The organism is Janthinobacterium sp. P210005 (assembly GCF_036231865.1).
GTDB classification, from domain to species: Bacteria; Pseudomonadota; Gammaproteobacteria; order Burkholderiales; family Burkholderiaceae_D; genus Janthinobacterium; species Janthinobacterium kumbetense.
Genome location: NZ_JAZARC010000009.1, coordinates 133364 through 151619, shown reverse-complemented (window position 1 = coordinate 151619; position 18256 = coordinate 133364). Strand labels below are relative to the sequence as shown.

Sequence of the window (18256 nt, the reverse complement as noted above, 5' to 3'; positions counted from 1 at the left end):
GAAACCTTGAGGCAACGCAAACAGGCCGCCCTATCCGTGATAGCGCGGCCTGTTTTTTTTACGACGGGCCCGGTACTTTTTCAGGCCAGAAAAAAGATCTGGCGCAGCGCACAGCCCACCTGTACCACACAGAACACCATGGCAAGGAGCAATAGCCCCAGATGGATCTTTAAAAAGATATCCAGTCTTTCCCGGCTGGCCACGGGCGGCACGGCGGCCGTTTTAAAACGCAGCCCTTTTCCGGCCAGTAGCAACAACACTATGCTGACTGGAAAAGATTGCAGAAAAATACGTCCTGGATACAAAGTCCACGCCAGTCCGATCAGGATGGAAATCAATGCCAGCACATCGCACAAGAGAAATAGATATTTTCTTTTTTGAAAATTCGCCAGCGATGCAAGCAGCCATCCCTTTTCCTTGCCGAATATGCGCTCCAGAACCAGCCATTGCGAACCTGATGAATCGACAGCTATATGCATTGCAAGATTTTTCTTCAATTGAGCCAGTGACATTATCTTCGCACCAATAGCCGCAATATACGCACAGCATATTGCGGCCACGCTGCGGTCAGCGGTATATATCAAGCGGGCATGTTCAACCCGCCATTATCTGTCCGCTTATGCCGAACAATAGGAATTATAGGCATACATCACGCCCGCGCCAATCAAGATGCCGCCACCGAGCGCCTGGCCGCCTGGCACGGTAGCCACGCCCGCACCGACAGTGCCGACACCGCCCCAGAAACCTGCCGTGGCGGTATATTCGCTCGAGGACATGCTATCCGAACAAAATGCACGACCGCCCGAGATGTCTTGAATTTCCATTTCCGATAAAACTTGCATTCTTACTCCAGTAATTACATCAGCATGGAAAATGTCCATGCGCCACGTCTGCAGAAAACACGATATCGGTAAACAGCATGCTTTCCATCAGATTCGTATTCATCGCATGCGTGAATTACATGCAATGCATCCCTCCGATAAAATTTATTCAGAGAAACATTGCAAACAATATACCACCGCACAAACAATCACCAAAATAACTTTATTGGCGAAATAAACAATGGCAAAGCGATTATTCTCCTTATGCGAAAATATCATAAGAATATTTGCATTTCGTCTTATTCAAACCGGGGCTTGAAGAGAAGCGCAATCCGCACCATGCGATGGAAATGCGGATGGCGCTGCGGTACAGGCAAAGCCTGGCGTAAGATGGACGGTATCGTCGGCGAGTGCGCCGGCACCACGTTCAAGGGGAATTGCTTATGCTGCATCGTCACCTGCCCATCCGCGCCAGCCTGCTGCTGGCGGCCCTCGTTTTCACGGCGCCCGCCTGGAGCGCCGATGCTGTCCACAAGGAAACAGTAGAACTGACGGCAGGCAAGGCTGCACTCAGCGTGAAAGGCAAGATCAAGGGCTACGCCACGGCCGAATACACGCTGGCAGGCAAGGCGGGCCAGACTCTCGGCGTCAAGCTCAAGACCAATCAACCGTCGAATTATTTCAACCTCCGTCAAGCCGGACAACAGGACGCCCTGTTCATCGGCTCGAGCGGCGGCAATAGTTACGAGGCAACGCTGCCGGCCGATGGCGAGTACACAGTGCAAGTGTATTTGATGCGCAACGCGGCGCGCAGGAATGCGGTAGCCAGCTACAGCCTGGAGATGCGGCTGCGCAATTGAGTCTCTGCGGCCATGACAGCGCAAGAAGCGCGTTCGCCACCACATGCTCCCCATGTTATTGCAAGGGGCCAATAAGATGCGGGAGCGTCGCCCCTGTCTTATCTGGCCGGATGCGCGGCCTGGCGTCGGGCGGTCACGAGCGATTCCAGCACCAGGCCCGTCATCACGGCCAGGACCGGCATCATGGGCTCACGGTATCGGAAGATCACGTAAAACAGCATGTGAACGCCCGTGTAGCACGCAAGCGCCAGCCAGAGCAGGGCGACCTGCCGATTCCTGAGCCTTGGCATCAGCACAGTCCCGATAGCACCGGCAATCAGGAGCAGGAACTGTATCGCCCACAGCAGACGCACAAGCTTTTCTGCCGGCGACTGGTTGCCTTTTCCCGCATGCAGGGGAGGCGTCCAGAAGTACGCCGCTTTTTTCACCGCCAATGCCAGGAACGCTGCCGGGTGGGACTTCACCCAGGATATAGCCTCCTGTTTCAAGGTCTCGGAAGCCTGGACTTCCCCCGTTTTCCGAAGGGCATCCCAGGTGGAGCCGCGTGGAGTTTCCGAGATGGAAATGAACATGCCTGTCGCTGCCGGGTTGTTACCCAAATACAGATTGAAGCCGCCATTGGTGTTCAAGACAGGGGCGCCTATCACTTGCATGTTCCGGAGCAGCCATGGGGCGGAAATCACCAGCGCCGCTGACAGCGCGAGCATGGCCAGGCTTGCCCGCCGAACCGTCGATGCGGGAGACAGCAGCAACGCCCATGCAAGGACTGCAAGCAGTGACAAGGCGGCATTGCCCGTCAGTGCCAACAGACCGAAGAGTACTCCGCACCCGGTCGCCACGCTCTTCGAGGGCTGGCGTGCCAATCTCAGCGCACACCACATGACACCCAGCATCAGGGGAATCATCAGGTTTTCCTTCGCCAGGTAGATCCCGTAGATGCCGCTTGGCAGATAGAGCGCCCAGGCAGCCGCGGCGATGAGACGCCCCGACCGGCCTGCGCCAGCCTCTTTGGCCACCAGGTAGCACAGCACGATTGCCGCGCCGCCCAGGCACATGTTCACCAGGCGAACCGCCAGCAGATCGTCGCCAAAGAGAAAAAAGACAGGCGCGAGTATCAACAGGGGATAGCCCACGTTATACATCGCGCGGTTGCCCATGCTGTCGACGATGCCATTCCCGCCAAGCAAGTTGAGCGCCATGCTCCTATAGGCAAGTTCATCGCCTTCCGGCACATGCTGGAAGCCCGCAATCGCCGCCGCCCTCAGGGCAAGGCCGATGCCGGCGATGATTGCCAGCCACAGCCAATCTCGCTGTTGTTGGGCATCATGCTTGTCATTCATCAACTCCTCCCCACCAAAAACACCCCGGCACAAATCAGCGCAACGCCCATCACACGGGGCAGGCTGACCTGCTCGCCCAGCAGGCAGGCGATTGGCAGGGTGAGCACGAATCCCAGGCCTGCCAGGGGATAGGCCTTGCTCACCTCCCATTGCGACAGTACGCCTAGCCAGGCCACCGCTCCCAGGCCATACAAAAGAAATCCTCCCAGCACATACTTGTCCGAGAGGATATGCATGAGGGTCATGAAGGACTTGGGCTGCGCCATCATCGCCTGCACCCCGTCACCGGACATGCCGGTCTTCAATGAGAACTGCGCCATGACGGATAGCGCAATGCTCAGGATGGCAATGCAGAACGTGTTCATGGGTAAGTACCCAACACCAGAAAATGCGCGCCCAGCATGACGGCCACCATGGCGCAGACGGTCATGCGGCTGCCGTGGTCCTTGAGGGCGTAAATCACCGGGTCATCGTGCATTTCACCTCGGGAAGTTTTCACCCACAGGCGCGCAAGCCAATAAATCAATCCCAGGGCGACCAGCCACAGCATCTGCGGGGTGCCGTAGCGCCCCTGCGTTTCCGGTGCACTGATGAACAGCCCGAACACCACCACGGCGGAGAGTGCCGCCCCGCCCCCCAGAGGCCACAACACGGCCAGGTCGCTCACCCGGTAATCGCGTCCACGCGTGGCTGCCTTGCCATTTCCTTCCAGGGTGACCAGCTCCGCACAGCGCTTCACGAGGGCGAGGCTGAGGAACATGAAGACCGAGAAAGCCAGCAACCAGGAACTCGTGGCAGTGCCAATGGCAACGGAACCGGCCAGGATGCGCAAGGTATACAGCAAGGACAGCATGAGCACGTCGATCAGCACGTATTCCTTGAGCACCCAGCTATACGCACTGCTCAGCACTAGGTAAAGCACGAGCATCAGGAGAAAGGCATTCGACACGGACCAGGCCAGAACGAGGGCCAGGAGCAAGGCCCCCGCAGCCACGGCCAAGCCCTTCAGAATCGGCAGGCGGCCGCTGGCAAAAGGGCGAAGCCGCTTGCGGGGGTGCGCCCTGTCGCTTTCCAGGTCCCACAGGTCGTTGACCATGTAGGTGGCGGAAGCCGCCAAGGAAAATGCCAGGAAGGCCACGCCCATGGTGCCCATCTTGCCCAGGTCGAGGAAGGAAAATGCCGTCAGCAGGGGCACGAACAGCAACAGATTCTTTAACCACTGGTGGACACGCAGGGCTTTGAGCCACACGCCAAGCCCGCCGCTCTCGCCCGGAAACTCGCGTTCGATCGGAACGTGCCGCCGCACGGCTTGGGTCGTATTCCAGGCGACATCCACCAGCACCGCCGCCTTGGCGGCTTGCCAGATGGGAATATCTGCCTTACTGTCGCCGGCATACACAAAGCATGGCCCGACCTGCTCCCGGATAGCTTGCAGCTTGGCCTTGCCCTTGAGGTTGCGACCGGCCTGCGTCGCCAGCACCTTGTCGAACAGGCCCAGGTGCCCGGCCACGTTGCGGGCAATCGAATGGTGGGCCGCCGTCGCCAGGACAATCATGCGGCCCTTGCGCTTTTCCTCGCGCAGGTAATCCAGCAGGCACGCGCGGTAAGGGAGGTGTTCGCCCGAGATGCCGGCACGCACCGCAATGGCTTCCTTGAAGCCCGCCAGCCCTCGCATGAGCCAGAACGGCATGCGGAGCACATTGAGCGGGGATCGCTTCAGCACCTGGATGACGGATTCCAGCAGGGTATCGGTTGGCGTCAGCGTGCCGTCAAGATCGACAACCAGGGGCGCTTTGGTCGAAATAGCCACCATTTTCTCCCGATTCTGGTGTGGCATGGCAGATGGAGTGCTGAAAGCAGTGATTAAATTATAGGGGGAGCCACGATGGCGATGACCAACATATATCAAGGAAGAGAGCGGTTATCTGCTTGAGCTGAACGCCCGTAGCACCTGAAAGAGACCCGCAAAAAAAGAGACCCGCAGCAACAAATAAAAACGCCTCGCAAATCCAGGATTTGCGAGGCGTTATGTGGCAACGAGCCGTAGTGCGTCTTAGAACGGAATATCGTCATCCATGTCCGAGAAGTTCGGCGCCGGCTTCGGTGCCGGACGTGGCGCCGGGGCTGGTGCCGGACGCGGGGCCGGTGCCTGGCGTGGGGCCGGGGCTTCGTAGCCGCCGCCACCGCCGTAGCTGTCATCGCCACCGCCGGCGTCGCCGCCCATGCCGGAACGGCCGCCCAGCATTTGCATCTGTTCCGCGATGATGTCGGTTGCGTACTTCTCGACGCCGTCCTTGTCCGTGTATTTACGGGTTTGCAGACGGCCTTCCACGTAGACGGACGAACCTTTTTTCAGGTATTGGCCGACGATTTCCGCCAGGCGGCCGAAGAACGAGATACGGTGCCACTCTGTCAATTCTTTTTGTTCGCCCGTGTTGCGGTCCTTCGATTTGTACGAAGTGGCCACGGCGATGTTGGCGATCGCGTCGCCGCTAGGCATGTAGCGGATTTCCGGGTCACGGCCCAGATTGCCGACGATGATGACTTTGTTGACTGATGCCATGAATAACTCCTGATGAACTGCAGCGGGAGCCGGTGTCCCGCGCGTTAGTTTAGTGTACTAAACGAGGATTATAAGCGACCACGCGGCGCAAAGCACCCGCTTTCTGGCGGACGCCCTCTCCCGTGCGGCAGCACGTTTTTTTCACGGCAGGTGAAAACAAGAAACTTGAATACTGGTATTATATACAGTGTTTGAACGTCTGCACGCATCTGTATCAAACTTTGTCAGGGCACGTTCGCCTGGCGGCGCAATCCGCCCATGGCTGCCTCAGGCATGCAGAGCAAAACCCGGCTATAGTAACAGGTTGACCCGTTGTGGCTCCTCATCTGCACCCAGGCACAATGCGCCGGCCGCACCACTCACTGAAAGCAAGGCAATCACATGGAACAGATCCGCATTCGCGGCGCTCGCACGCATAACCTCAAGAATATCAATCTCGATTTGCCGCGCAATAAACTGATCGTGATTACCGGCTTGTCCGGCTCCGGCAAGTCTTCGCTGGCCTTCGACACCCTGTATGCGGAAGGCCAGCGCCGCTATGTCGAATCGCTGTCGGCGTATGCGCGCCAGTTCCTGCAGCTGATGGAAAAACCGGACGTCGACCTGATCGAGGGATTATCTCCCGCCATCTCCATCGAACAGAAGGCAACGTCGCACAATCCGCGCTCGACGGTGGGTACCGTGACGGAAATCCACGATTATTTGCGCCTGCTGTATGCGCGCGTCGGCACGCCCTACTGCCCCGACCACCCGGAAAACGCGCTGGCCGCCCAGTCCGTCTCGCAAATGGTCGACGCCGTGCTGGCCATGCCGGAAGACACCAAGCTGATGATCCTGGCGCCCGTCGTCGCCAACCGCAAGGGCGAACACGTGGACCTGTTCGAGCAGATGCAGGCGCAGGGCTTCGTGCGTTTTCGCGTGCAGAGCGGCACGCACGCGGCCAAGATCTATGAAGTCGATGACCTCCCGAAATTAAAGAAAACGGAAAAACACACGATCGACGTCGTCATCGACCGCGTCAAGGTGAACCAAGAGATCAAGCAACGCCTGGCAGAAAGTTTCGAAACGGCCCTGCGCCTGGCCGACGGCCGCGCCATTGCCTACGAAATGGATACGGCCCAGGAACATGTGTACTCCAACAAGTTCGCCTGCAATGTGTGTGGCTACTCCCTGCAGGAACTGGAACCGCGGCTGTTCTCGTTCAACAACCCCATGGGCGCCTGCCCCGAATGCGACGGCCTGGGACATATTGAATTCTTTGACCCGAAACGCATCGTCGCGTTCCCGAACCTGTCGCTCGCCTCGGGCGCCGTCAAGGGCTGGGACCGCCGCAACCAGTTTTACTTCCAGATGCTGTCGAACCTGGCCGCATATTACGAGTTCGACCTGGACATGCCGTTCGAACAGCTGGCACTGAATGCCCAGCAAGCCGTGTTGTACGGTTCCGGCAAGCAAGTGATTCCGTTTACCTATGTCAACGAACGGGGCCGCACCGTCATCAAGGAACACACGTTCGAAGGCGTGGTCAACAATCTGCAGCGCCGCTACCGGGAAACGGACTCGATGGCCGTCAAGGAAGAGCTGGCCAAGTTCATCAATGAAAAATGCTGCCCCTCATGCGATGGCGCGCGCCTGCGCGTGGAAGCGCGCTTCGTCAAGGTCGGCACGGGCAAGCAGCAGCGCGCCATCTATGAAGTGGCGGAAAAACCGCTGCGCGAGACGCTGGAATTCTTTGAAAAGCTGAAACTGACGGGCGCCAAGAAAGAGATCGCCGACCGCGTGGTCAAGGAAATCATTTCTCGCCTGAAATTCCTCAACAATGTGGGCCTCGATTACCTGTCGCTGGACCGCAGCGCCGACACGCTGTCCGGCGGCGAAGCACAACGCATCCGCCTGGCGTCGCAGATCGGCTCCGGTTTGACGGGCGTCATGTATGTGCTCGATGAACCGTCGATCGGCTTGCATCAGCGCGATAATGACCGCTTGATCGAAACCTTGAAACACTTGCGCGACATCGGCAACAGCGTGCTGGTGGTCGAGCATGACGAAGACGCCATCCGCACGGCCGACTATATCGTCGACATGGGCATCGGCGCGGGCGTGCACGGCGGCGAAATCATCGCCGAAGGCACCTTGCCCGAGATTCTGAAGAACAAGAAATCGCTGACGGCGCAGTACCTGAACGGCAAGCTGAAAATCGCCGTGCCGGCCAAGCGCCACGCCAGCAATCCGGAAAAGCAGTTGCTCATTACTGGCGCGACGGGCAACAACCTGAAGAAAGTGTCGCTGAGCTTGCCGGTGGGCTTGATGACGTGCGTGACGGGCGTGTCCGGCTCGGGCAAGTCGTCGCTCGTCAACGATACCTTGTATCCTGCCCTGTCGCGCCATTTGTATGGTTCGCAGACGGAACCGGCGCCGCACGACTCGATCAGCGGACTGGAACACTTCGACAAGGTCATTTCCGTCGACCAGGCGCCGATCGGCCGCACGCCGCGCTCGAATCCCGCCACCTACACGGGCTTGTTTACGCCGATCCGCGACCTGTTCTCCACCGTGCCGACGGCCAAGGAACGCGGTTACAGCGCGGGCCGCTTCTCGTTCAACGTGAAGGGCGGACGTTGCGAAGCGTGCCAGGGCGATGGCGTGATCAAGGTCGAGATGCATTTCTTGCCCGACGTCTACGTGCCATGCGACGTGTGCCACGGCAAGCGCTACAACCGCGAAACGCTGGAAGTGCAATACAAGGGCAAGAACATCACCGAAGTGCTGGGCATGACGGTGGAAGAGGCGCATGAATTCTTCAAGCCGGTCCCCTTGATCGCGCGCAAGCTGCAAACCCTGCTCGACGTGGGCCTGGGCTACATCAAGCTGGGGCAAAGCGCCACCACCCTGTCCGGCGGCGAGGCGCAGCGCGTGAAACTGTCGCTGGAATTGTCCAAGCGCGACACGGGCCGCACCCTGTACATCCTCGATGAACCGACGACGGGCTTGCACTTCCACGACATCGACTTGCTGCTGAAAGTCATTCACCGCCTGCGCGACCAGGGCAACACCCTCGTCATCATCGAGCACAACCTGGACGTCATCAAGACGGCCGACTGGATCGTCGACCTGGGTCCCGAAGGGGGCGCCGGCGGCGGACAGATCATCGCCACGGGCACGCCGGAAGACGTGGCCCTGAATCCGGCCAGCGTGACGGGTAAATACCTGGGGCCGCTGCTCAAACAATAAGCCGCGCCTCCCGCTCGATCCCCCGGCCAATGATCTTGCCCGGGGGATTTTTCTATGGGAAACTATTTTCTCTGGTCACAGCACCGGCTTTCAGAGAAAACATGCCGCACTTCCCTTCACGTTTATCCAGCTGGGTTCGCCATTGCGTAACCACGTCATGGTTGCTGTCGTCCAGCGTGGCGGTGGCGTGTTCCTGCATGCAGGGGATATCCGGCGAGTTCCTCCATGCGGCACCGGCCGCATCCGGCAAGCCGGCCGTGGTCACGGTGCCTGCCAATGCACGCGGCATCCTGTTTCTTCCAAATCAATCTCCCGATTTCCTGCTCAGGGATCAGGATGGCCATATCCTTGTCGGCCCGCCAGTCCCCCTTTCCGCCAAGCGGTTTCGTATTATCGAGCGCGGTACGGGGCGCAAGCTGACACCGGTGGCGGTACGATTGCGCGTGGAAAAACAGGTGGGCGTACAGCCCTATATTTACTATCTGGCCAGCCCGGAAATGCAGCAATGCGCCGAAGAGAAGAACGCGTCCATGCCGATATGCCGCAGAGTGAAAGCCATGGAACGGAGCTGGGACAAACCGGAACCGGAGGGGCCGAGCGATGCCGTCAAGCGCTTCGCCATGCAGCAGGGCTTGCGTGAGGTCAGCGAGGAAATCGATGCCTCCTATGGCTTATACAGGATCGAGGCGCGCGAAGGCTTCAAGCCTGGCAAGCTGTACGACATCAGCTATCGCTCTACAGAGCGCAAGCTAACAGCGGTGCTGCGCATGGGCACCACGCCCTTGCGCATCAATGCCCCAGGCCAATTTTCCATTCGCACAGACGGCGCACCGCGGCGTGAGCGTTTGCAGATGGCGCAGGGTGGCACTTGCTCCAGGACCGCCAAGCTGGCCAGCCAGCCCTTGCAACTGGCTTGGCCACCAGCCTACGACGCGTATGAGTCGCTTGTGATGTACTTCATGCGGCACAAATTACATCAGGAAGACAGGCAGCAAACCACGCCGCCAGGACGCTTTTTTTCATTCCAATACTGGCCGTCCCTGTGTACCGACATCGCCCATGGCAGCAGCTTTCATGGCAATGGCCGCGAACTGGCGGTCGGCGATTGCCAGGCGCCTGCCGCACGCGAGGTCAAGGCCTACGCAGGCGTGCTGGAAGTGGAGGACCGCTTGCATGAGACAGCGCCCCTGTCCGTCACATTTCCAAAGGCAAAGCCGGATGAATGTCCAGCAATGATGGACGAGGTCTATCCGATTTATTTCGTGCCGGCCCAGACAGGCTAGACGCCTCGAACGCGCCATAAAAAACGGCGCGGATTGCTCATGCAATCCGCGCCGTTTCTCTTTTTGCTAGCACCCCAGTCATTGCCGGCGTGTCATTTATCTCACGCCAGTCTTTGCCGGCGTGTTTCTCCCCCACTACAACTCTTCACACCTGACAAGCTTGTCAGGCGCCGCTTGACGCTAACTTACGCACTCAGCCGCTTTTCCAGCGCAGCCTTGTGACCTGCCAATTCCTGCGGCAGATGATACGCGAGTTTTTCAAACAACTCCGTATGCAATTTCAATTCTTCCACCCACGCGGCCTTGTCGATCGAGGTGATGGTGTCGAACTGTTCTTGCGTGAATGGCAAGCCATCCCAGTTCAGGTCGCCATACTGCGGCGTCGTGCCGAACAGGTTTTCCACGCCGCCCGCCTTGCCTTCGATCCGCTCCAGCATCCATTTGAGCACGCGCATGTTGTCGCCAAAGCCAGGCCAGACGAATTTGCCAGCCTCGTCCGTACGGAACCAGTTGACGCAATAGATCTTCGGCAGGGCAGCCGGGTTGACCTTGCCCACCTTGACGCCCATGTCCAGCCAGTGCTGGAAGTAATCGCTCATGTTATAGCCGATAAACGGCAACATGGCAAATGGATCGCGGCGCACGACGCCCATCTGGCCCACGGCCGCGGCCGTCGTTTCCGAGCCCATGGTGGCGGCCATGTAGACGCCCTCGACCCAGTTGCGCGCTTCAGTGACGAGCGGCACAGTGGTCGAGCGGCGACCGCCGAAGATGAAGGCCGAGATCGGCACGCCGGCCGGATCGTCCCAGGCTGCGTCGATCACAGGGTTTTGCGTTGCCACAACCGTGAAGCGCGCGTTCGGGTGCGCCGCCTTGGTGCCGGACGCGGGCGTCCAGTCCTTGCCCTGCCAGTCGATCAGGTGGCTTGGTGCTTCTTTCGTCAAGCCTTCCCACCAGACGTCGCCGTCGTCCGTCAGCGCCACGTTGGTAAAAATCGTGTTGTCGCGCATGGACGCCATGCAGTTGTAATTGGTTTTTTCGTTGGTGCCCGGCGCCACGCCAAAATAACCGGCTTCCGGGTTGATGGCGTACAAGCGGCCGTCGGCGCCCGGCTTGATCCAGGCGATATCGTCGCCGATGGTGGTCACTTTCCAGCCGTTAAAACTTGCCGGCGGAATCAGCATGGCGAAGTTGGTCTTGCCGCAAGCGGACGGGAACGCTGCCGCCACATAGTGTTTCTTGCCTTCCGGCGATTCCACGCCGAGGATCAGCATGTGTTCGGCCAGCCAGCCCGGATTGCTGTCCGATGCTTGCGCTTCCTGGTAGCCCATGTTCGAAGCGATGCGCAGGGCGAAACATTTCTTGCCCAGCAAGGCGTTGCCGCCGTAGCCCGAACCGAAGGACCAGATTTCGCGCGTTTCCGGGAAGTGCACGATGTATTTGGTGCTGTTGCACGGCCATTTCACGTCGGCCTGGCCGGCGGCCAGCGGTGCGCCCACGCTGTGTACGCACGGCACGAACTCGCCATCCGTGCCCAGCACGTCGTACACGGCACGGCCCATGCGGGTCATGATCTTCATGTTGACGGCGACATAGGGCGAATCGGACAGTTCCACGCCGATGTGCGCGATCGGCGAACCCAGCGGGCCCATCGAGAAGGGCACGACGTACATGGTGCGGCCGCGCATGCAGCCATCGAACAGGCCATTCAAGGTGTGGCGCATTTCGCCGGGCTCGGTCCAGTTATTCGTCGGGCCGGCCGCTTCTTTCGTTGCCGAGCAGATATACGTGCGGTCTTCGACGCGGGCCACGTCGCTCGGATCGGAGCAGGCCAGGTAGGAATTCGGGCGCTTTTGCGCATTCAGTTTTTTCATGGTGCCGCTGGCAACCATTTCAGCGCACAGGCGCTCATACTCTTCTTGCGAACCATCGCACCAGTAAATACGCTCTGGCTTGGTCAGCGCAGCAATGTCGGCCACCCAGTTGATCAGTTTCTGTTGTTTAATATAAGCTGGGACGTTGAGTGCGGCGACGCCACCCATGACGGGCTGATTCATATTACCTCCAATACCAATAAAAGAAATTCTGGTCATTCCGGCAAGACAGGCAGCATCGTTGAGAGGTGGCTGCGGCTCACTGCGGGCGGTATGCTCACGCGGGCAGGGCTCTGGTGTCGTTTACCTGGATCATGCACCCAGGCTGCAGGAACAGTTTGCGCTATAACTATAATCAGGAAGCTTCAAAAGTGCCGGCGATTGTACACCCGCGTAACGGCTATTCTCGCAAAAATGTAGGAGAATAGCTTGACTAATGTAGTAGGCTATTCAGCATTTCCCGTATCCTGTTATTTCCCTACCAAATCCTCACTCAAATCGGCCATCCACCATGAAAATTGCCATACTCGATGATTACCAGGATGCCGTGCGCGGCCTCGATTGCTTCCAGTTGCTCGATGGCCACGAGGTCAAGGTCTTCAGCAACACGGCGCGGGGCCTGGGCCAACTGGCGATCCGCCTGGCGCCATACGACGCGCTTGTGCTGATTCGCGAACGCAGCAGTTTCAACCGCGCCTTGCTGTCGAAATTGCCGAACCTGAAACTGATTTCGCAAACGGGCAAGGTCAGCGGGCACATCGACGTGCCGGCCGCCACCGAGCTGGGCATCGCCATCGCGGAAGGCATCGGCTCGCCCACGGCGCCGGCCGAACTGACGTGGGCGCTGATCATGGCGGCGCAGCGCAAGATCGTGCCGTACGCGCAACATTTACAGGAAGGGCTGTGGCAGACGTCGTCGCTGGAGCCACAGCGCAATACGCTCGGCACGGTATTGAAAGGGCGTACCCTGGCGATCTGGGGCTACGGCAAGATCGGGCAATTGATCGCCGGCTATGGCCGCGCCTTCGGCATGACCATCCTCGTGTGGGGCAGCGAAGCGAGCCGCGCGGCGGCCGTGGCGGCCGGCGATACGGCGGCCACGTCGCGGGAAGCCTTCTTTGAACAGGCCGACGTCTTGACCCTGCACCTGCGCCTGTCCGATGCGACGCGTGGCCTGGTAACAGCCGAGGACCTGGCGCGCATGAAGCCGACGTCCCTGTTCGTCAACACGAGCCGCGCCGAGCTGGTGATGGAGGGCGCGCTGGAAGCGGCGCTGCCGCAGGGTCGCCCGGGCGCCGCCGCGCTGGACGTATTTACGGACGAGCCGCTGCCGCCAGGCTCGCCATTGCTGCTGCTGCCGAACGTGCTGGCCACGCCGCACCTGGGCTACGTCGAGCGTGACAGCTATGAACTGTATTTCCGCTACGCCTTGCAAAACATCGTCGATTTTGCGCAAGGTCAATGCACGCGCCTGCTCAATCCCGAGGCGCTGGCGCATGCGCGGCAAGCTCCTCAGGAACGCTGAAAGCCCTTCAGCAGGTCCGGCTCGCCCGTGATGCGGATGGCGGGCGCGGGCAGCACGTGGCGGCCGCGCCACAGGCCGGCCCAGCCGGGCGGCCAGGCGATGTCCGGCCCGCTGTACGGCGCCACGCCGGCGCGCACGGCGACGACCGGCACGGGCGGCATGTCGGGCAAGGGCTCGCCTGGCGTGCGCTGCATGTCCAGGCTGTACATGTAATCGGGCAATAACGCATCGCAGACGCGGCCAAACCAGTCGCTATGGTCATCGTCGCGTCCCAGCGCTTGCGCCAGGCCCTGCGGGTCGAAACGGGCCAGGGCATCGATCAGTTCGCCCGTGGTGGCGCCGGGCGTATCGCCCCAGCCCATCACGGGATTGACGTTGTAATCGGCGCCCGAACCGTACCAGCCTTCGCGCCAGGGCCGCTGCATCCAGTCGCGCGGCCCCGTAAACAAATGCCAGCGCCAGTGCAGGCCGGACGGCTTGGGCCACGAGTACAGATACAGCTTCTGATAGCCGGCCTGGTGCAGCTCGCGCACCATGGCCATCAGGCGCGCATGCGGCATGCGGTCCGGCGGCGCGCGGCGAAACAGGATCGCTTCGCCATCGGCAAACTGCACGTCGTCGGTCGACAGGTTCAGGTCCAGGGTCCGCGCTTCGCTGCCGAAACGGGCGGCGATCCAGCCCGTCAGCAAATTGACAGACGTGATCACCCCGTAACCGCGGTGGCGGTGAAAAATGACGGTGCCGGGAGCGAGCGCTTTCATACGGAGTCGGGGTGGCAGGCAAACAAAGAAACCAGTGTACTCACAGATGACCAAATTTTCCAGATGCGGCGCGGTAGCGGGGCCCAGGCACGCTGGCCCATCTGCGGCAGCATTCACGCAACGCTGCCAATCCACGCTATCATGCGCGTCATTCTCCACTGACATCGTGACCACATCATGACTTTGCGCATACTCGCCACTGGCGGCACTTTCGACAAACACTACAACGAATTGAACGGTACCCTGGGCTTTTCCGACAGTCATTTGCCGGCAGCGATTGCCCGCGCGCGCATGACGGCGCCCGTGGCGCTGGAGCAATTGCCCCTGCTCGATTCGCTCGACATGCAGGATGCGGACCGCCAGCGCGTGCTGGCCTCGTGCCGCGCGGCACAGGAAAAAGCCATCGTCATCATCCACGGCACCGACACCATGCGCGAAACGGCGCAGGTGCTGGGCGCGGCGAACCTGCAGCAAACGGTCATTTTGACGGGCGCCATGATTCCCTACGAAATCGACAACTCCGACGCCCTGTTCAACCTGGGCTTTGCCTGCGGCGTGGCGCAAACCTTGCCAGCCGGCGTGTACGTGGCCATGAATGGCCAGATCTTCGCCTGGGACAATGTGCAAAAGAACCGCGCCGCCGGCGTGTTCCAGCCCTTGTAAGCCGATGGCAGGACAGGGCGTAAAAGCAGACCGGCCCACGGCCTGACTGGCCCTCTGTCACAATTCGATCAGCCCGTTTTCAACGGGCTTTTTTTATGTCTTTTTGCCTTTCACAAATTCTGCGAAACCACAGAACTCGTCGAATTATTGCAGGTAAAACATCAAATTGCCAATATAATAATTTTGTGTTGTAAAAAAACGCCATTGATCATTTTTAAAAACACCGATATTATTAAATATAAAACTGCAATTTAACAATTAAATTAAATATTCTTCTGTATCCATAATTTATTGCCAAATCCGACACGGTTGATATGCATTTTTTCTTGCTGAGACGACATAATGTTCGCCTCGACAAGTCAAAAGTGCATTTATAACAATATTGCGCTAAGTAGTCTTCCACCTCCCACCGACGTGGTTCCGCCTACCGTACACGAGCACCGCTGGCCATCTACCCGATGGCCAGAGCGGTGCTCGTGTACTGCTTGTCGTTATTAAAACTACTACGGAGTAATTGTTACAATGGCATTTAAAGAAAAAATTGGCGTGCGCAGCGTACGCCTGGCCCTGACCGTTCTGGCAGGTAGCGTCTTGTTCTCTGGCCAATCCATGGCGGACGAAGCAATTCAAAAAGTTGAAATTACCGGTTCGAGTATCAAGCGTATCGCTGTCGAAGGCGCCTTGCCTGTGCAGCGCCTGACGCAAGAAGCGATCGCCAAATCGGGCGCCACTTCGGTAGCCGACCTGATCCAGGCCCTGCCAGCCATGCAAGGCTTCACCATCGGCGCAGTCGCAGCAGGTTCCGACTCGGGTGGCAATACCAGTGCTTCGCTGCACGGTATCGGCGAGTCCTACACCCTGGTACTGCTGAATGGCCGCCGCATCGCGCCACAAGGCTCCGGCACCACGGTCAACCTGAACGCCATTCCGATGAGCGCCGTTGAGCGCGTCGAAATCCTGACCGACGGCGCTTCGGCCCTGTACGGCTCGGACGCCATCGCCGGCGTACTGAACTTCATCCTGAAGAAAAACCAGCAAGGCGCCACCCTGGAGGCCACCTACGGCGGTCCGGAAGACAAGGGCGGCAACGCCTGGAACACCAGCGTCACCTATGGTTTCGGCGACCTGGACGAAGACCGTTTCAACGTGCTGGTATCGTACCGCCACGATGAGCAGTCGAAACTGATCGCGACCGACCGCGATTTCGCCAATACCTCTTTCCTGAAATTCAAACGCGGCGGCAACAACTACATCTGGGACCGCACCAGCACCTCGGCATCGCCAGCAGGCGCCACCGTAGCCTACAAAACGAAGAACAGCGCATCGACTTCCTTCACGCCTTACTTGCGTCAAAACGGAAATTGCCCTGACGATTCCTTCGTCACGACCGGCAATTCACGCGCTTGCGGCTTCGACACGGGTTCCACCGTGGAAATCGTGCCACAATCGAAACGCGACAGCCTGTTTTCCAAAGCAACGTACAAGCTCAATGACAGCCTGAACGCGTTCGCCGAACTGGCCTACTCGCGCTACGACCTGACGGCGCGTATCGCCGCCAACCCGATCCCCATCTCGATCGCGCAAACGGTAAAGAACCCTAAAACCAACCTTGACGAGCTGGTGTTCAACAATCCAGCTGCCTACGCGAAATACGTGCAACCTTACCTGACGCCAGCGCAACAGGGCGATCTCAAATCGGTCACGGCCAACTACCGCAGCACCGACTTCGGTTTGCGCGCAAGCCAGACCATTACCCAAACCAAACACATGGTGGTTGGCGTGGAAGGCGAACTGGGCGCGTGGAACTTCGAAAGCGGCCTGACCTGGTCGCAAAACTCGATCGACGAGCGTTACACGGGCGGCTACGCGACAAATCAGGGCTTCAATGCGATCCTGGCCAATCCGGATTTCGATGCGTTCGCGTTGGGCCAAAAGCCATCCGTGCAAGCGCAAGTCGCCGGCGCGCAGTTCGTCGGCTCCGTGCGTACCGCATCGACCACGATGCGCGGCGTCGACACGCACGGTTCGCGTGAACTGTTCTCCTTGCCAGGCGGCAAGGCCAGCCTGGGTATCGGCGGCGACTACCGCACCTACCGCTATGAGCAGTCGCCAGGCGCCACCGGTGACGATATCTACAGCTTCAACACGAAAGCTTCCTACGACATGAGCCGCGACACCTACGGCGCGTTCGTCGAGTTGCTGGCTCCTCTGACCAAGTCGTTCGAAATGACCGTCGGTGGCCGTTACGATGCTGTCAAGGCGATCGATGACAAGCTGAACAGCAAAACTGTCGGTAAAAAAGACAGCGCCAATACCTACAAGGTATCGGCACGCTGGCAGCCGGTACAAACCGTGCTGATCCGCGGCTCCTACGGCACGGGCTTCAAGGCGCCAAGCATGCTGGACATCGCTCAGCCACTGGTCAATGCCGGCTTTACCGCCAAGAAATTTACCTGCCCATACCCAGGTACCGAGTTCTGCCGCGGCGAACCAATTCAATACAACGCCGTATCGGAAGGCAATCCAGAACTGCAGTCGGAAAAATCGAAACAGTTCACCCTGGGCTTCCGTGTTGAGCCTAGCTCGGCCTTCTCGTTCGGCGCCGACCTGTGGGATGTGAAACTGCGCAATGCCGTCTCGGAAATCACCGAAGATCAGGCATTTGGCGATCCGGTCAAGTATGCGACAAGCTTCGATTACTACAAGGAGCCATCGACCGGCAATACCTACTACGCGTTCAAGAAACTGTCGGTCAACGTCGGCAAGAAGGAATACCGTGGTATCGACTGGGATCTGTCGGCCAACCACAAGTTTTCCTTCGGTAAGCTGACCGCCCAATTGAGCGGTACGCACATGTTGCACGCGAACTACACCAAGGCAGGCAGCAACAACGTGTTCACCAGCAACATGAACTTCTTTGGCGACACCAACGAAGTCACGTTCCGCAACCTGATGAAGCTGACGACGACCCTGGATACGGGCCGCCTGAGCAACACGATAACGGTCAACTACCGTAACGGCTACACCGATGCGGCAGCAAGCGTGTACAACGAGGACACCAAAACCAAAATAGACGACTTCCGCCTGCAAGTACCGTCGTACACGACGTTCGACTGGCAAGCACGTTTCGCCTTTGACAAGCAAACCACGATCCGCGCAGGCATCAAAAACCTGTTCGACCGTGCACCGCCGCTGTCGCTGCGCGCTTCGTCGGGCCACCAGGTTGGTTTCGACCCACGCTACGCCGATCCAATGATGCGTTCGTTCTACATCACCGGCAACTACAAGTTCTAATTTGACGTTGTGAATTAGCTTGTCCGAAAGCGCCTTGCACT

14 protein-coding genes are annotated in these 18256 nt (G+C 59.0%); 6 read left to right on the top strand and 8 right to left on the bottom strand.

The window, feature by feature from the left end; translation table 11 throughout:
- Nucleotides 1–80: 80 nt before the first annotated feature.
- Nucleotides 81–512: a hypothetical protein gene (locus tag VPH40_RS27390; RefSeq protein ID WP_328574991.1), complete on the bottom strand. Its 432-nt coding sequence runs from the start codon at nt 510–512 to the stop codon at nt 81–83.
- Nucleotides 513–617: 105 nt separating this feature from the next.
- Nucleotides 618–881 (bottom strand): hypothetical protein, encoded by a 264-nt coding sequence (locus VPH40_RS27385; RefSeq protein ID WP_289900520.1) that lies wholly within the window; start codon nt 879–881, stop codon nt 618–620.
- Nucleotides 882–1264: 383 nt separating this feature from the next.
- On the opposite strand from VPH40_RS27385, the gene VPH40_RS27380 reads away from it, so the two are divergent.
- Nucleotides 1265–1681: a hypothetical protein gene (locus VPH40_RS27380; RefSeq protein ID WP_328574990.1), complete on the top strand. Its 417-nt coding sequence runs from the start codon at nt 1265–1267 to the stop codon at nt 1679–1681.
- A 98-nt stretch (nt 1682–1779) separates the two neighbouring features.
- On the opposite strand, the gene VPH40_RS27375 is transcribed toward VPH40_RS27380, so the two are convergent.
- From VPH40_RS27375 to ssb, 4 genes are all read right to left on the bottom strand, one after another.
- Nucleotides 1780–3021 (bottom strand): ArnT family glycosyltransferase, encoded by a 1242-nt coding sequence (locus VPH40_RS27375; RefSeq protein WP_328574989.1) that lies wholly within the window; start codon nt 3019–3021, stop codon nt 1780–1782.
- Complete coding sequence (locus VPH40_RS27370) at nt 3021–3386, bottom strand: hypothetical protein (RefSeq protein WP_328574988.1); 366 nt, start codon at nt 3384–3386, stop codon at nt 3021–3023. The genes VPH40_RS27375 and VPH40_RS27370 overlap by 1 nt, the downstream gene beginning before the upstream one ends.
- Complete coding sequence (locus tag VPH40_RS27365; RefSeq protein WP_328574987.1) at nt 3383–4858, bottom strand: UbiA family prenyltransferase; 1476 nt, start codon at nt 4856–4858, stop codon at nt 3383–3385. Before VPH40_RS27365 ends, VPH40_RS27370 begins: the two co-directional genes overlap by 4 nt.
- Nucleotides 4859–5074: 216 nt before the next feature.
- Nucleotides 5075–5584: a single-stranded DNA-binding protein gene (gene ssb, locus VPH40_RS27360; protein WP_034781209.1), complete on the bottom strand. Its 510-nt coding sequence runs from the start codon at nt 5582–5584 to the stop codon at nt 5075–5077.
- A 381-nt stretch (nt 5585–5965) separates the two neighbouring features.
- Between ssb and uvrA the strand changes: the two genes are divergently transcribed.
- A complete protein-coding gene (uvrA, locus tag VPH40_RS27355; RefSeq protein ID WP_251351697.1) occupies nt 5966–8815 on the top strand; it encodes an excinuclease ABC subunit UvrA in 2850 nt (949 codons plus the stop codon).
- Between the two features lie 101 nt (nt 8816–8916).
- Entirely contained in the window at nt 8917–10098 is a 1182-nt protein-coding gene (locus tag VPH40_RS27350; protein WP_328574986.1) for a hypothetical protein, read from the top strand.
- A 185-nt stretch (nt 10099–10283) separates the two neighbouring features.
- Here VPH40_RS27350 and VPH40_RS27345 read toward each other — a convergent pair whose 3' ends face one another.
- On the bottom strand, nt 10284–12155 hold the full coding sequence (locus VPH40_RS27345; RefSeq protein WP_328574985.1) for a phosphoenolpyruvate carboxykinase (GTP): 1872 nt from the start codon (nt 12153–12155) through the stop codon (nt 10284–10286).
- Nucleotides 12156–12483: 328 nt separating this feature from the next.
- Here VPH40_RS27345 and VPH40_RS27340 point away from each other — a divergent pair, with 328 nt between their 5' ends.
- Nucleotides 12484–13497 (top strand): D-2-hydroxyacid dehydrogenase family protein, encoded by a 1014-nt coding sequence (locus VPH40_RS27340; protein WP_099666116.1) that lies wholly within the window; start codon nt 12484–12486, stop codon nt 13495–13497.
- Here the strand turns inward: VPH40_RS27340 and VPH40_RS27335 are convergent.
- Complete coding sequence (locus tag VPH40_RS27335; RefSeq protein WP_328574984.1) at nt 13485–14258, bottom strand: L-asparaginase; 774 nt, start codon at nt 14256–14258, stop codon at nt 13485–13487. The genes VPH40_RS27340 and VPH40_RS27335 overlap by 13 nt on opposite strands.
- Before the next feature lie 177 nt (nt 14259–14435).
- On the opposite strand from VPH40_RS27335, the gene VPH40_RS27330 reads away from it, so the two are divergent.
- The gene (locus tag VPH40_RS27330) at nt 14436–14921 is read left to right on the top strand and encodes an asparaginase domain-containing protein (RefSeq protein WP_034781194.1); all 486 of its coding nucleotides are present in this window, start codon (nt 14436–14438) and stop codon (nt 14919–14921) included.
- 522 nt (nt 14922–15443) lie between these two features.
- Nucleotides 15444–18215, top strand: coding sequence for a TonB-dependent receptor (locus VPH40_RS27325; protein ID WP_328574983.1), 2772 nt, complete (start codon nt 15444–15446; stop codon nt 18213–18215).
- Nucleotides 18216–18256 lie beyond the last annotated feature (41 nt).